The sequence below is a fragment of the Enterococcus sp. LJL99 genome, assembly GCF_054871725.1.
In genome coordinates, this window is sequence record NZ_JBTXLT010000005.1 from 275,989 (window position 1) to 291,268 (window position 15,280).

Below are 15,280 nucleotides of genomic sequence, written 5' to 3' on the forward strand. Positions count from 1 at the left end.
TTGCTTATGTATTGGGATATTAGACAGCAGAAAATAGCTTCTAAAGTAAGTCGATTTTATCTAACATTGAACAATAACTAGACCATTATAAAAGAAATAAAAGCGAGTCTAAGGATAAAAAAGAAATGTGGATATAGGTGACCCAAAAGTAAAGAATATTTTTGGCTTATCTCTTAAAACCGAACAAACGGCATAAACTAATCAGAAACTCGGCAATTTCCAACCCATCATTCATTGCAAATAGCGCAATACTTGCTGTTTCGTCCAATTGCTCGAACCTAAGCGATTGTTTTATGACCTTGATTGAACGGCATAAATCAATCAGGAACTCGGCAATTTTCAACCCATCATTTATTGCAAAGAACGCAATACTTGATGTTTCGTCCAATTGCTCGAACCTAAGCGATTGTTTTATGACCTCGATTGAACGGTATAAATCAATCAGGAGCTCGGCAATTTCCAACCCATCATTTATTGCAAAGAACGCAATACTTGATGTTTCGTCCAATTGCTCGAACCTAAGCGATTGTTTTATGACCTCGATTGAACGGTATAAATCAATCAGGAGCTCGGCAATTTCCAACCCATCATTCATTGCAAAGAACGCAATACTTGATGTTTTGTCCAATTGCTCGAACCTAAGCGATTGTTTTATGACCTTGATAATCGGTGGTGCAAAAGCAACTTCTACGTAAAGAAGCGAGAATTCACAAAAATTTGCGAAACACTCACTAGAAATCATTCGACATCAAAGGGGAATCTTTCGTGTTTCTTGTCATTTTAGTGAGTTGTCGCTTATTGCGCTACGTCCGAAGTGATTCGATGGATGTGGTATCTACTTGGTTCTTGGGGTTACACACTGCTGCTCTAACTCTTAGTAAAAAAATGAATAAGTACCGTGGGAATAGTTGATACTCTCTGTAATGAAGATTTTAATTTTTATTATTTAAAACGGACAAAAATATTGTTATCGGTAACAAAGAAAAATCAATTGAATAAGTAAACGCTTTCCGATAAGATGGTCATGAAAAGAACAAGAAGGAGTAGTGCCATGAATACAGCAGCTATTTATCATCGTCCTGAAAGTGAATTTGCTTATCTCTACAAGAAAGGAAAAATTCATCTACGCATTAGAACTGCACGCTCAGATGTGAAACGAGTTGAACTTATTCAAGGAGACCCGTATCTTTTTACCTCGGAGCAATGGTATTTAGAACGGATGCCAATGAAAAAAGGTGTTTCGACAGGTTTATTTGATTACTGGGAAATTGAGACAGATGCATCCTACAACCGTCTACAGTATGGTTTTTATCTTGAAGGAAATGATGGAACTGAGGTATTTTACTGTGATCAAGGAGTATATCCACATACTGAAGAAATAATAAAAATGGGTAACTTTTACTTTAAAATGCCCTATTTTCATGAGGTTGATCGATTTAAAACACCAGAGTGGGTCAAAGAAACTGTTTGGTATCAAATTTTTCCTGAAAGATTTGCGAATGGTGATTCTTCAAATGATCGTAAAGAAGTACTTCCATGGGGGAGTAAAGCACCTGACCGCTCTGATTTTTTTGGAGGAGATCTGCAAGGGGTGATCGATCATTTAGATTATCTTGTTGAACTGGGAATCAATGGTATTTATTTCTGTCCTATTTTTAAAGCAACGTCTAATCATAAGTATGACACGATTGATTATTTTGAAATTGATCCTGATTTTGGCGATAAAAAATTGTTTAAAAAGTTGGTTGAAGAAGCGCATAAACGAGGTATTCGAATCATGCTGGATGCGGTATTTAATCATATTGGGGATGATTCTCCACAATGGCAAGATGTTTTGAAAGATGAAGAGAAGTCAAAATACCTAGATTGGTTCCATATTCATTCATTTCCAATTAGTTATGAAATGAGTGATATCCCAGAAACAGCTAGAGATTTAACCTATGATACGTTTGCTTTCACCCCACATATGCCAAAACTAAATACCGCGAATAAAGAGGTAAGTGACTACTTGATTAGCATTGCGAAATACTGGATTGAAGAATTCGATATTGATGCATGGCGTTTGGATGTTGCCAATGAAGTGGATCACCAATTTTGGAAGAGATTTCATAAAGAAGTAACGGCTGTTAAAGAGGATATTTATATTTTAGGTGAAATTTGGCACTCTTCACAAGCTTGGTTACAAGGAGATGAATTTCATGCGGTCATGAATTATGCTTTTACAGATATGATAAAAGAATACTTTGTGAAAAGAAAATTATCTGTATCAAAAATGGTTGATGGGTTAAATGCACAAACGATGCTCTATCAGCAACAAGTTAATGAAGTAATGTTTAATGTCCTGGATTCTCATGATACGGCACGACTGTTAACGATTTGCAACGACAATCATGATTTAGCTCGTGCTACACTAGCTTTTACATTTTTACAGCAAGGCTCTCCTTGCATTTACTACGGAACAGAAATTGGTATGACAGGTGCGGATGATCCAGATTGTCGCAAGTGTATGATTTGGGAAACAGAACAACAGAATCAAGCAATGTTGACTTTTACACAACGCTTGATTCAATTAAGAAAAGATTATCAACCAGTTATTTCTTATGGAGATATACAGTGGGAAATCGTTGATGATACACATGATTTTATCGGTTTTTCAAAAACGTATCAAGGAATAAAACTGACTGCCTATTTTAATGAATCACTTGAAGAACAGCAAATTGCAATCACAGGTCAACCAGTGATGAGTCAAAATGCAGTATTTATCGATTCAGAATTAGCGACGTTAAGTGAGCATGGATTAATTGTTTTAGTAGAAAAAAATAAAAAATAAATCTTACTAGGAGGAACGAAAATGAAGAAAACATTATGGCGGAATACAGGATTGGTTGCTTTGGCAGCGATAGCAGTGGTTGGATTAGCTGCTTGCGATGGAGGAAGTTCCAAAAAAGCAAGTAACGATGAAAAAACGTTAAAAGTGTCAGTCAGTAAAGATTATGTCGAGTACATGAATAAAATAAAAACAGATTTTGAAAAAGAAAACGATATAAAAGTTGAAGTTATTGAAAAAGACATGTTTGATCAAATGGATGCCCTACAATTAGATGGACCTGCTGGGAAAGGTCCAGATGTGACAATGTCACCTTATGATCGTGTGGGTCAGCAAGGGTCTCAAGGGAATCTTGCAGAAGTGAAATTGCCAGAAGAAGATCGATATACTGATCGTGATAAGCAACAAGTGATGATCGATGACAAGATTTATGGTGCCCCAGCAGCAGTCGAATCCGTTATCTTGTTTTATAACAAAGATTTGATTGCTGAAGCACCAAAAACATTTAAAGACCTAGAAGCATTGTCAAAAGATAGTAAGTATGCAGATGGGGATAAAAATGTTGGGTTCTTAGCCCGTTGGACAGACTTTTATTATACGTATGGATTACTAGCAGGTTATGGCGGGTATATTTTCGGTGATGATGGAAAAAATGTAAATGAAATTGGATTAAACAATACTGGAGCAATTGAAGGAATTACTTACGCGACAGATTGGTTTAAAAATGTATGGCCTCAAGGAATGCTTGATATTAGTTCAAATGAAAATTTGATGTTGGACTACTTTACAAATGGAAAAACAGCAGCAATTATTTATGGGCCTTGGGGAGCAGTCAACTTTAAGGAGTCTGGAATCAACTATGGTGTGGCAAAAATTCCAACACTAGATAATGGTAATGACTACGAAACGTTCGGCGGTGGAAAAGCTTGGGTTGTGAGTAACTTTGCGAAAGATAAAGAGATGGCTCAGAAATTCTTAGATTATGTAACGAACGAAAAAAATCAAGAAGAATTATACGCTATGAGAAATGATGTTCCTGCAAACAAACAAGCTCAAGAAAAAGTTAAAGCAAAAAATGATCCTCTTGCTACAGCAGTAATTGAACAATATAGCGTATCGCAACCAATGCCGAATGTTCCAGAAATGGCAGAAGTTTGGTCTGGCGGAGAGAATATGATGTTTGATGCTGGTTCAGGCAAAATGACGCCTAAAGAAGCTGCGGATAGTGCAGTGAAGACGATAGAAGATGCAATCAAACAAAAATATTAACAAAATTATTTATGATGAAGAAGATGTTTTTTTAGAAATAGAAAATGTTCTCATCAGAGAGTTCATTTATAGTTGATTTTATTGGTATTGATAAGGATAGTAATAAAAAATAATTTTTTAATAATTTAATCAAATGATTGATATTGTGATAAAATCGTTAAGCTTTGTAAATTGAGCAAAGTTGATGATTTATTGGATTAAAATTCCCACCATGAATTATCAAGAGGTGGGTGAGACAAAAGTAAAGAACACTTTTGCTTTATCTCTTAAAACCGAACAAACGGCATAAAACAATCAGAATCTCGGCAATTTCCTAACCATCATTCATTGCAAAGAGCGCAATAATTGCTAGTTTGTCCAATTGCTCGATTCTAAACGATTGTTTTATGGCCTGATAAACGGTGATGCAAAAGCAGCTACTACGCTGCGCTTCGATCACAACAATTTCTAAGAGCTAAAGCTCTAAGAATTGAAGGCTTCAGAAATAAGCCGAAATTGTTGTAAAACACAGTGAATGAAATGAGCTGATGTTGCACAATACCTACTCGGTTACCAAAAATTTTAAGAACACCAAGTAGGAATCATTCAACATCGAAAGGAAACCTTTCGTGTTTCTTGTCATTTTCGGAAATTCCTTCTTATTGCGATAAATCACGAAGAACGTAGTGATTCGATGATGTATCATACCTACTCGGTTCTCGGAGCTAACCGCTTTTGTCCCAACCTCACTAGTCACTTGAGGATTTTATTCTTAGGATTCAAGCTAAAACGATTTTTGTCACAATCTTATCATTTTTTTGAAATTTTCTTGCTCCATCAACCGACTGTTATTAAAGAGGAGGCAATGATAGTGGAACCGCATATACAAAAAAGAGATCCTAGGTTGGCAATGTTACTTTCGTGCATACCTGGATTAGGTCAATTATATAACAAACAAATGATAAAGGGGCTTATCTTTCTAGCTGTTACAGCTCTATTTATTTTAGAAATGATTCTTTTTGGTGGGCAGGCTTTAATAGGTTTGATTACTTTGGGAAGTGTGCCAATGGAAGATAACTCCTTATTTCTTCTCATTGAAGGAACACTACAAGTGATTATTACCGTTATTTTTCTTATTTTCATGTTATTAAATATTAGAGATGCAAAAAAAGTGGCGCAAGCGATTAATCGTGGTGAAAAAGTTGCTATTACTGTAAAGGAAATTGCAAAAAGTGTTTATGAAAATGGATTTCCTTATTTATTAACGATTCCGGCATATTTAGTTATGACTGTAGCAATTATTTTTCCTGTACTAGTAACCTTATTTATGGCTTTTACAAATTATGACTTCAAACATATTCCACCAGCTAACTTATTAGATTGGATTGGGCTGAAGAATTTTTCAGGTATTTTTACACTAAGTTCTTACCGTGATACATTTCTAAAAGTATTTAGTTGGACAATTATTTGGACTGTTTGCGCGACTACGTTGCAAATTACTTTAGGAATATTGACAGCGGTTGTAGCCAATCAAAAATTTATCAAATTCCGTCGGATTTTTGGAGTGATTTTTTTACTCCCGTGGGCAGTGCCAGCTTTTATTACCATTTTGAGTTTTTCAAATATTTTCAATGATAGTGCAGGTGCCATTAACACGCAAGTTATTCCTTTACTTAATGCGATCCCTTTCGTAAATATTCCAGTAATCGCTTGGAAAACAGATCCGTTTTGGACAAAAACAGCAATTATTATGATTCAAGGTTGGTTAGGGTTCCCTTATATATACGTAATGGTAACGGGAATTTTACAGTCGATTTCAGAGGATTTGTACGAAGCAGCAAAAATGGATGGTGCAAATGCGTGGCAACGCTTTAGTAGTATTACATTGCCAGCCATTTTTCTAGTTGCAGCACCTACATTTATTACACAATATACAGGAAACTTCAATAACTTTTCAATGATTTATCTATTTAATGAAGGTGGTCCTGGTAGTCTAGGCGGAGGAGCTGGTTCAACAGATATTCTTATTTCTTGGATTTATAAGCTGACTACGGGTGGTTCACCGCAGTATTCAATGGCTTCAGCTATTACACTGATCATTTCGGCTATTGTAATCACTATATCACTCATTGTATTTAGGCGGACAAATGCCTTTAGTATGGAGGATTGACGATGAAAATAAAACATTCAGAAAAAAGAAACAGAAATTTATCGAAGATTTTCACTTATCTTTTTTTGATAGGGCTATCAGTTATTATTGTTTATCCGCTTTTGATCACAGCAACTTCTGCTTTTAAGTCAGGTAATTTAATCGCATTTAAATTAGATTTTACTGGTCAATGGACGCTAAATAATTTTGCTAGACTTTTTAATGATACGCTTTATGGAGACTGGTATAAAAATACGTTATTTGTTGCAACCGCAACGATGATTTTTCAAGTAATTATTGTAACTTTAGCAGGTTATACATATAGTCGTTATCGTTTTGCTGGTCGCAAAAAAAGTTTGATTTTCTTTCTAATTATTCAAATGGTTCCAACAATGGCTGCTTTAACCGCTTTTTATGTAATGGCTGTTTTAACAGATGGGTTAGATCACTATTGGTTCTTAACGCTGATTTATATAGGAACAGGAATTCCTATGAATACGTGGTTAATGAAGGGGTATTTTGATACTGTTCCAATTGATTTAGATGAATCAGCTAAATTAGACGGGGCGGGGCACTTTAGAATTTTTGCTCAGATCGTTTTACCGTTGGTTCGACCAATGGTGGCAGTTCAAGCCTTATGGGCATTCATGGGACCGTTTGGGGATTTCATGTTAGCACGATTTTTGTTACGCTCACCAGAACGCCTAACAGTTGCCGTCGGACTTCAAACTTTTGTAAGTGATTCGAGAAATCCCCAAGTGACATTGTTTGCTGCAGGGGCCATCTTGATTGCTGTTCCAATTTCAGTATTATTCTTCTTTTTACAAAAACATTTTGTAACTGGATTGACTTCTGGAGGAACGAAAGGATAAATGTAGAAAAGAGGAATTGATCATGCAAGAAATGAACTACCCTTTCAACTATATACAGTGCATTTTTTCACCTAGAAAAGTTTTTGAAGGGAGAAAAAACTTGAGTTGGTTTCAACTCATTTTTACATATCTGTTTTTGACCGCTTTACTGGTCATTCCAACAACTCTCCATTTAATTCAATCGAAACAATACCCAGTAAATCAAGCATTGCCCAATATGGAATTCTTGTTGACTGATGATGCAGCTCGGTCTTTTCAAAAATTAGTTGTTAAAAATGGTCAATTAGAAACAAAAGATACATTAATACTATCTGAAAATGGAGCAATGATTTCAGGAGTGGATTTATCGTCAAATGTGATCAAAAATAAACGTTTGAGTATGGTCTTTTATCCAGAAAAATGGGAGATAATTGATTCGACAAAAGAAAAACCGGTTACATTTACGATGGGTTATTCAACTCAGTTTGATCCCAAACTAGTCACTGATAAAGAGTCATTTAATACGTTTATCAACGAACAATTCTATTTAAGTAATCAAGCAAGTATTCTTTTATCCATAAGTTTTACTGTTGGTTTTTTCTTATTTGCAATGAACTTACTATTGGTATTAGGAGCGGCATTCTTTCTGTGGTTAACACGTAAAAGTCGCTTTTCAACGATTCATTCATTTAAGGAAAGTTTAAACATGGTGATAAATAGTTTAGGGTCAGGATCGATCGTTGCATTTTTAGTTGGGTTGGTTTATTTTGACATCATTGTTATGGTAGGAATTCAATCTTTATTTTTAGTAGTAATGTTAATGTTTAGTTATGTAAAAACGCGATTTAAAGGGCAATTAGTGGAGGGATAAAAGATGTATAAACGATTATTTGAAGTAGATCCGTGGGTCTTATCCACGCATCATTTAGATAAAGAACATAAACGACTAATGGAAAGTTTGACATCAATTGGTAACGGCTATATGGGAATGCGTGGGATGTTTGAAGAAGCATACTCTGGAGACACGTTGCAAGGAACGTATCTAGCGGGTATTTGGTTTCCAGATAAAACAAGAGTGGGTTGGTGGAAAAATGGGTATCCAGATTATTTTGGTAAGGTAATCAATGCCACTAATTTTATTGGTATGGAAATTACAATTGATGAAGTAGTACTTGATTTAGCAACCATTGATGTGACAGATTTTTTAGTAGAATTAGACATGCGTAATGGCATCTTGACTCGTTCATTTATTTACAAAAATGAATCAACTGCAATTCGTTTTACTTTTCAGCGTTTTGTAAGTATTGTTACTCAAGAGTTAGCAGTTCAACGTCTGCAGATAGAAGTTTTATCTGGAAAAGCGTCTATTTCTGTTAGGAGTACTTTGGATGGACAAGTAAAAAATGAAGATAGTAATTATGAGGAAAACTTTTGGTTAGAACAAGCTAGTGGTTTTGATTCTGCGTGCGGTTATTTGACTACACAAACTATTCCTAACCCTTTCGAAGTACCGCAATATACAGTGACGACAGGAATGCACCATTCGTATAGTAAGTCTTGTGACATAAAACAAGAGGTGCTCCCCCTATTAATTGTTGAAGAAAGTCATTTTACCTTAGAAGAAGGTGCGGAAATGACGATTGAAAAGCAAGTTGTTGTTGTAACAAGCAGAGATATATTACCCAAGAAACAAATTGAAAAAGTACAGCAACTGATAACTCAAGAAACTCTTAAAGATTTTGAAATCCATGCAAAAGAACAATCTTTAGCTTGGAACAAACGTTGGGAAAAATCAGATGTGAAAATTGAAGGAGATTCAGCAGCACAACAAGGAATTCGTTTTAATCTATTTCAATTGTTCTCCACTTACTATGGAGAAGATGAACGTTTGAACATTGGTCCTAAGGGCTTTACGGGTGAGAAATACGGGGGAGCAACCTATTGGGATACAGAAGCGTATATTGTCCCAATGTATCTATCTGTTGCCGATCCAGAAGTGACGAAGAAACTATTGATGTATCGTTACAATCAGTTAGCGGAAGCTTTTCTAAATGCTCAACGTCAAGGACTTTCTGGTGCTTTATACCCTATGGTTACATTTACAGGTGTGGAATGCCACAATGAATGGGAAATCACATTTGAGGAGATTCATCGAAATGGAGCAATTGCGTATGCCATTTATAATTATACTAACTATACTGGAGACGATTCATATCTTTTGAGAGAAGGAATGAAAGTATTAGTTGCTATCTCTAGATTTTGGGCCTCACGTGTTCATTACTCAAAAAACAAAGAACAGTATATGATTCATGGCGTCACTGGACCTAATGAATATGAGAACAATGTCAATAATAATTGGTATACCAATTATATTGCTACGTGGGTATTAAAATATACATTGGAACATTATCCAAGGAGCGACCAAACGATACAAGAAGAATTACAAGTGAGTATAAATGAACAAAAAAAATGGCGAGAAATCATTGAAAAGATGTATTTTCCAAAAGATGATCAAGAAGGTATTTTTGTCCAACATGATACGTTTCTTGATAAAGAGTTGATTCCAGTGAGTCAATTGACACCAGAAAATCGACCTATTAACCAGAAGTGGTCGTGGGATCGTATTTTACGTTCTTGTTTTATTAAGCAAGCGGATGTATTACAAGGAATCTATTTTTTTAATGACCAGTTTACGAAAGAAGAAAAAACACGAAACTTTGATTTCTATGAACCTATGACGGTACATGAATCTTCTCTTTCGCCTTCGGTTCATTCGATTTTAGCAGCCGAATTAGGAAAGCAAGAAAAAGCAGTTGAACTTTACAATCGAACAGCGCGTTTAGATTTAGATAATTATAATAATGATACAGATGATGGTCTGCACATAACTTCGATGAGCGGAAGCTGGCTAGCTATTGTACAAGGGTTTGCAGGAATGCGTTCGAAAAATGGGATCTTAAGTTTTTCGCCATTTTGTCCGACTGAATGGAAAAGCTATTCTTTTTCTGTTAACTATCGAGGAAGGCTACTTCATATTTCTGTAGGTCATAAAGAAGCAACTATCCGTCTTCTTTCAGGCGACCCTTTAAAAGTTAAACTATTTGAAGAAGAACTTGAATTAGTAGTGAATTCTGCTGAGAAACTAAAATACTAATAATTTCTGTATTTTTGTAACTTTTCATTTCTAGACTCCATTATGAAAAAAATACAGAAGTAAATTCAAACCTAGATGAATAAAAGAGAGCAAACAGGGAAAATTTCTGTTTGTTCTTTATTTATGTATACACGTATAGGCGAAACGACAAATATTTTTGTAAAACTTTTATTCAACAATAACAGTTTGAAATAAATCAATCGTAACTCTAAGAAACTGAACAATAATTTCAAGAGGAATAACTACGATAAAATAATCAAGATTCATCAATTTTATATCGTAGACTCAATTTTCTGTTGACTTTCATCTAATTAGGAGTTATTATTCAAAATGAACGTTGTTCATATTGAGGGGAGCGGAAAAAATGAATATATCGGTCAGTTCTAAAGAAGAGATCATTGCTTACTGTAAAGAAATCGTGCAAGAAAAGGATATTCAAGCGATTAGCATTCGTTCCGTTGCTGAAAAATGTGGTATTTCTGTGGGCGCGGTATATAATTACTTTCCATCCAAAAAAGAATTATTAGCGGCAACGATTGGTAGTATTTGGGCGGATATTTTTCATCGCTCAGAAGAGTCATTTGAATTTAATGACTTTATCGATTGTTTAGTCGCATTGTTCAAAAGTATTGAAGCAGGGAAAAAATTATATCCCAATTTTTTTACCAATCATTCTTTAGTGATGGCGTTTGATGAAAAAAATATGAGTGAAAAAATGATGGTAAACTTCTGGTCTCATATTAAAGAAAGTCTAGTGGAGATATTAGCGAAAGATTCTAAGGTACGAAAAGATGTGTTTAATCATCAACTAACGGCGGAACGGTTTGTTGATTATATTTTCGAGTTGTTTTTATATACATTAATAGATGAAAACAATGAATACGAAGGATTATTACAACTAGTACGCAATGCGATTTACTAGTGAATCGCTATTTTTTAGAGTAAAGTGAACGTTGTTCACATTTGGTGGAGGCTGAAATTTAATGATTAAAAAAGCAAATTTATTAGTAGTAGCGAGTCTTGTATGGATGATTGCAGGGTTTAATGTATTGAAAATCGGGATAGAAACATACCATGGTTTTGTTCAACCAATCAATTTATTATTATCCGTGGTAGTATTTTTAATTTTTTGGTGGCTGGTGTTTCATAAACTAACGGTCAAACATACGACGAGAATTATGAATTATCAAGCAGAAAAACAGTTATTCATCAAATTCTTTGATGTGAAGTCATTTATTATTATGGCAGTAATGATTACTGGTGGTTTGACAATCCGGGTATTTAATTTATTGCCTAATCGATTTATTGCCGTTTTTTATAGCGGGTTAGGCGCCGCACTATTTTTAGCAGGGGTACTTTTTAGTTATAACTATTTTAAAATAAAGAAAATAAGGAGTGAAAAATAATGAAAAAAGTAATGAATACAGCGATTGTTTATTTTGTGTTAGCGATGATTGGCGGTGTTTTTTACCGGGAATTCACCAAATTAAATGACTTCTCAGGTCAAACCGTTTTAGGTGTCCTTCATACTCATCTATTGGCATTAGGAACAGCGGTCTTTTTGATAATTGCAGTGTTATTTAAAGTGACAAATTTAGAAAATAATCAATTGTATCAAAAATTCTATGTATTGTATAATGTGTCATTCCCATTAATGATTGTGATGATGAGCACTCGAGGTGTAGTGGAAGTTACCAACACTACTATCAGCCGTGGCGTCGATGCAATGATTTCTGGCATTGCTGGTTTGTCTCATATTGGACTGGCAGTTGCGTTATTTATGTTGTTAATTTCAATTAAGAAAGAATTGGTGAATAGCTAATAGTTAGGAGGAAAAAAGATGTCGACATTATTATTATTAGCGATAATTTGTATGACTTTAGCGTTGACCTTTTATACAATTGGGGTTTTTGCTGAAAGAAAAAAAGGGATGTTATTGCCATGGCATGCAATCATTTTCTGGTGTGGTTTTGTCTTTGATACAACTGGGACAACAATTATGAGTAAAATTTCAGGCAGTGGTTTTTCCTTCAATCTTCATGGAATCACAGGTTTGATTGCTTTATTGCTGATGGCGTTTCATGCGATTTGGGCAACGATTATTTTGATTAAAAAAGATACTAAAGCTAAACACACGTTTCACAAATTTAGTATTATTGTCTGGGCGATTTGGTTGATTCCTTTTGTAATGGGTATTTTTATTGGTATGAAGGGATAAAATAAAAAAGAGACACCTCTAGTGTGGATAACTAAAGAGGAAGGTAGTGTAGCAAGAATATAACTGAATAGAATAACTATCCGAAGTATCCTAAAGTTAACCAGGGAGTAAAATGAGTACTGGCTAGCTTTAGGGTACTTTGAATTTTTTTAGAATAGAAAGTTATAAGTGATTAGTTGCCAAACTTCTATTATGGAGTAAAAAACTGAGACTTTGGAATGATTGACAAATGTCTCTAAATTTTTCACAATGTAAAGAAAGAGTAGACGAAAGGCGAGTGGCAAAAGTGAAAAAGATATATATTGTTGAGGATGAAAGTCAAATTACGGCTAGTCTTTCTACGTATTTAAAACGCTGGGAGTTTGATGTTTGTGTGACTAGTAATTTTCAGCGAGTTACTGAAGAAGTGAATACTTATCAACCGGATTTAATCTTATTAGATATTTCATTACCTTTTTATAATGGTTTTTATTGGTGTAAAGAGATTAGAGAACAGTCTAATGTACCGATTGTATTTTTGTCATCTGCTAGTGATAAAATGAATATTGTAATGGCTATGAATATGGGGGCAGATGATTTTATTGCTAAACCATTTGACTTGGAGATTTTAGTGGCAAAAATTACGGCTATTTTACGCAGAGGAGTACAAGACAGTTCTTCAAACTATAGTCAATATGATATATTTATATTAGATTTAAATAAAATTGAAGTGAAAAATGAAACAGAGAGTATTCCCTTAACAGTCAATGAAATGAAAATTTTGAATTTACTTTTTCAGCAACCGGAAAAGCTTGTAAGTAAAGAACAAATAATGGAAAAACTCTGGGAAAGCGAAAATTTTATTGATGCGAATACCTTAGCGGTTAATATCGCTCGCTTAAGAAGAAAAGTGGCAAATATTGGATTAGATCAATATATTTTGACTAAGAAGGGAAAAGGCTATTTATTAAGTAAAGGGGAATAATTACATGAAACTTATTTTACGTTATTTAGTTGATCAACGTACACTTATTATAGCCTATATGGGGATTACGCTATTATTTTGCCTAACTTTTTTTCTCTATGATATTCCTTTAATGGTTTATTTAGATGCGCTCCTATTTTCATTTTTCTTTCTAGTTATTCTACTTTTTGGATTATTTTGGAACTATTTGAACCACCATCGAAAAAGAATTGAAGGGATTAAAGCACCTAAAATATATGTAAGAAAGAAAAAGCTGTCTGCTTACTTAGTAGAAACAGAATATGAAGAATTACTCTATGCTCTAGATAACGAATATCGTAAAGAAATAGAGAAATTAGAGCGAGCCAATAATGAATTATTAGATTACTATAGTATGTGGAGTCACCAAATTAAAACACCGCTAGCAGTAATTAACTTAAAAATGCAAGAAAACGAGTTAGATCAAACGATTTTGAAACAGGAACTAATGAAGATTGATCAGTACTTAGAAATGATGCTTCAGTATTTACGAATGAATCATTCAATAAATGATCTTGTTTTTGAGGAAGTTAATTTAGATACGCTTGTAAAAAAAACGGTAAAAAAATATGCTACTTTTTTTATCTATAAAAACATCACAGTTAAATTGGAACCGATTGAAAAAATAATTATTAGTGATGAAAAATGGTTGCAGTTTGTGTTAGAACAAGTGTTATTCAATGCGATTAAATATACAAATGAGGGAAGAATCTCCATCTATCTCAATCCCGAAAATAGTGAAGAACTAGTAATTGAAGATACAGGAATTGGTATCTTACCACAGGATATTTCACGAGTATTTGAGAAAGGTTATACTGGTTTTAATGGCAGAATTAATCAAAAAGCCTCTGGGTTAGGCTTATTTATGAGTGAGAAAGTTATCAAACAGTTAGGGCATCAGATTCGTTTGACTTCAGAGGTTGAAGTGGGAACGAAAGTGATTTTTTCTTTTTCGCAAGTGAGTTATCTCGTAGAATAGTTTAGCGCGAAAACAAAGCTTACCAGAATGTAAGAGTAACGATCAAAGTGTAAGTGTTCTTTGGTCGTTTTTTTATTTACACTAAAAGAGTAAGTAAGGAGGGAGTGTAAAACATGCTATTATTGGAAGTCAATCATCTTCAAAAAATTTATCAAACCCGCTTTGGTGGAAATCAGGTAATGGCATTGAAAGAAGTCACCTTTCAAGTTGATGCTGGAGAATATATTGCAATCATGGGAGAATCAGGTTCAGGAAAAAGTACGTTGTTGAATATTCTGGCAACCTTAGATGCGCCGACAGCTGGTGAAGTATTACTCAACGGGAAAAATATAACAAGTATTCCAGAAGGACGACTAGCTGCTTTTCGGCGAGAAAATCTAGGGTTTGTGTTTCAAGATTTTAATCTATTAGATAATTTTTCAGTCAAAGATAATATTTTTTTACCCTTAGTTTTATCGAAAGTTTCTGTTAATGAGATGAACCAACGAATTAAACCATTATCTACTACTTTAGGTATTGAGACATTATTAGAAAAATATCCGTATGAAATTTCGGGTGGTCAAAAACAACGCGTGGCTATGGCGCGAGCATTAATAACAAAACCACAACTAATTTTGGCGGATGAACCCACAGGGGCATTAGATTCAAAGAGTGCAGAAAATTTGTTGGATTTGTTACAAGAAATGAATAAACAAAAACAAACGATTTTAATGGTAACCCATAGTGCTATCGCAGCGAGTCGAGCAAATCGAGTATTATTTATTAAAGATGGACAAGTTTTTCATCAGTTATATCGCGGAAATCAGTCGAATCTACTTTTTCTGGAAGAAATCTCTAAAGTTATGACGACATTGCTGACGAAGGGAGGATAA

At 34.4% G+C, this 15,280-nt stretch carries 14 protein-coding genes; 13 read left to right on the forward strand and 1 reads right to left on the reverse strand.

Features of this window, described 5'->3' with window-relative positions; translation table 11 throughout:
* Window positions 1–166: 166 nt before the first annotated feature.
* A complete protein-coding gene (locus ACYSNW_RS10005; RefSeq protein ID WP_461744353.1) occupies window positions 167–628 on the reverse strand; it encodes a hypothetical protein in 462 nt (153 codons plus the stop codon).
* 423 nt (window positions 629–1,051) lie between these two features.
* Here ACYSNW_RS10005 and ACYSNW_RS10010 point away from each other — a divergent pair, with 423 nt between their 5' ends.
* The 13 genes from ACYSNW_RS10010 (at window position 1,052) to ACYSNW_RS10070 (ending at window position 15,280) form a co-directional block, all read left to right on the forward strand.
* On the forward strand, window positions 1,052–2,830 hold the full coding sequence (locus ACYSNW_RS10010; RefSeq protein ID WP_461744354.1) for a glycoside hydrolase family 13 protein: 1,779 nt from the start codon (window positions 1,052–1,054) through the stop codon (window positions 2,828–2,830).
* Window positions 2,831–2,851: 21 nt separating this feature from the next.
* Window positions 2,852–4,096, forward strand: a complete 1,245-nt coding sequence (locus ACYSNW_RS10015) for an extracellular solute-binding protein (protein ID WP_461744355.1) — start codon at window positions 2,852–2,854, stop codon at window positions 4,094–4,096.
* A gap of 889 nt (window positions 4,097–4,985) precedes the next feature.
* A complete protein-coding gene (locus tag ACYSNW_RS10020; protein WP_461744386.1) occupies window positions 4,986–6,245 on the forward strand; it encodes a carbohydrate ABC transporter permease in 1,260 nt (419 codons plus the stop codon).
* 2 nt (window positions 6,246–6,247) lie between these two features.
* Window positions 6,248–7,096, forward strand: a complete 849-nt coding sequence (locus tag ACYSNW_RS10025; RefSeq protein ID WP_461744356.1) for a sugar ABC transporter permease — start codon at window positions 6,248–6,250, stop codon at window positions 7,094–7,096.
* 100 nt (window positions 7,097–7,196) lie between these two features.
* Window positions 7,197–7,946, forward strand: a complete 750-nt coding sequence (locus ACYSNW_RS10030) for a maltodextrose utilization protein MalA (protein ID WP_461744357.1) — start codon at window positions 7,197–7,199, stop codon at window positions 7,944–7,946.
* A gap of 3 nt (window positions 7,947–7,949) precedes the next feature.
* Window positions 7,950–10,229: a glycoside hydrolase family 65 protein gene (locus ACYSNW_RS10035; protein ID WP_461744358.1), complete on the forward strand. Its 2,280-nt coding sequence runs from the start codon at window positions 7,950–7,952 to the stop codon at window positions 10,227–10,229.
* Between the two features lie 364 nt (window positions 10,230–10,593).
* Window positions 10,594–11,151, forward strand: a complete 558-nt coding sequence (locus ACYSNW_RS10040) for a TetR/AcrR family transcriptional regulator (RefSeq protein WP_461744359.1) — start codon at window positions 10,594–10,596, stop codon at window positions 11,149–11,151.
* 61 nt (window positions 11,152–11,212) lie between these two features.
* A complete protein-coding gene (locus ACYSNW_RS10045; RefSeq protein WP_461744360.1) occupies window positions 11,213–11,635 on the forward strand; it encodes a hypothetical protein in 423 nt (140 codons plus the stop codon).
* Entirely contained in the window at window positions 11,635–12,051 is a 417-nt protein-coding gene (locus ACYSNW_RS10050; RefSeq protein WP_461744361.1) for a DUF2871 domain-containing protein, read from the forward strand. The genes ACYSNW_RS10045 and ACYSNW_RS10050 overlap by 1 nt, the downstream gene beginning before the upstream one ends.
* Window positions 12,052–12,069: 18 nt before the next feature.
* On the forward strand, window positions 12,070–12,447 hold the full coding sequence (locus tag ACYSNW_RS10055; protein WP_461744362.1) for an HsmA family protein: 378 nt from the start codon (window positions 12,070–12,072) through the stop codon (window positions 12,445–12,447).
* Window positions 12,448–12,733: 286 nt separating this feature from the next.
* Window positions 12,734–13,411 (forward strand): response regulator transcription factor, encoded by a 678-nt coding sequence (locus ACYSNW_RS10060; protein ID WP_461744363.1) that lies wholly within the window; start codon window positions 12,734–12,736, stop codon window positions 13,409–13,411.
* A gap of 4 nt (window positions 13,412–13,415) precedes the next feature.
* Window positions 13,416–14,408, forward strand: a complete 993-nt coding sequence (locus ACYSNW_RS10065) for a sensor histidine kinase (protein ID WP_461744364.1) — start codon at window positions 13,416–13,418, stop codon at window positions 14,406–14,408.
* A gap of 113 nt (window positions 14,409–14,521) precedes the next feature.
* Window positions 14,522–15,280: an ABC transporter ATP-binding protein gene (locus tag ACYSNW_RS10070; protein ID WP_461744365.1), complete on the forward strand. Its 759-nt coding sequence runs from the start codon at window positions 14,522–14,524 to the stop codon at window positions 15,278–15,280.

Bases quoted from the DNA above. Each gene is read 5' to 3' on its own strand.
- ACYSNW_RS10035 (WP_461744358.1), top strand. From the start codon at position 7,950: ATGTATAAACGATTATTTGAAGTAGATCCGTGGGTCTTATCCACGCAT.
- ACYSNW_RS10040 (WP_461744359.1), top strand. From the start codon at position 10,594: ATGAATATATCGGTCAGTTCTAAAGAAGAGATCATTGCTTACTGTAAA.
- ACYSNW_RS10045 (WP_461744360.1), top strand. From the start codon at position 11,213: ATGATTAAAAAAGCAAATTTATTAGTAGTAGCGAGTCTTGTATGGATG.
- ACYSNW_RS10070 (WP_461744365.1), top strand. From the start codon at position 14,522: ATGCTATTATTGGAAGTCAATCATCTTCAAAAAATTTATCAAACCCGC.
- ACYSNW_RS10025 (WP_461744356.1), top strand. From the start codon at position 6,248: ATGAAAATAAAACATTCAGAAAAAAGAAACAGAAATTTATCGAAGATT.
- ACYSNW_RS10020 (WP_461744386.1), top strand. From the start codon at position 4,986: ATGTTACTTTCGTGCATACCTGGATTAGGTCAATTATATAACAAACAA.
- ACYSNW_RS10015 (WP_461744355.1), top strand. From the start codon at position 2,852: ATGAAGAAAACATTATGGCGGAATACAGGATTGGTTGCTTTGGCAGCG.
- ACYSNW_RS10010 (WP_461744354.1), top strand. From the start codon at position 1,052: ATGAATACAGCAGCTATTTATCATCGTCCTGAAAGTGAATTTGCTTAT.
- ACYSNW_RS10055 (WP_461744362.1), top strand. From the start codon at position 12,070: ATGTCGACATTATTATTATTAGCGATAATTTGTATGACTTTAGCGTTG.
- ACYSNW_RS10065 (WP_461744364.1), top strand. From the start codon at position 13,416: ATGAAACTTATTTTACGTTATTTAGTTGATCAACGTACACTTATTATA.
- ACYSNW_RS10050 (WP_461744361.1), top strand. From the start codon at position 11,635: ATGAAAAAAGTAATGAATACAGCGATTGTTTATTTTGTGTTAGCGATG.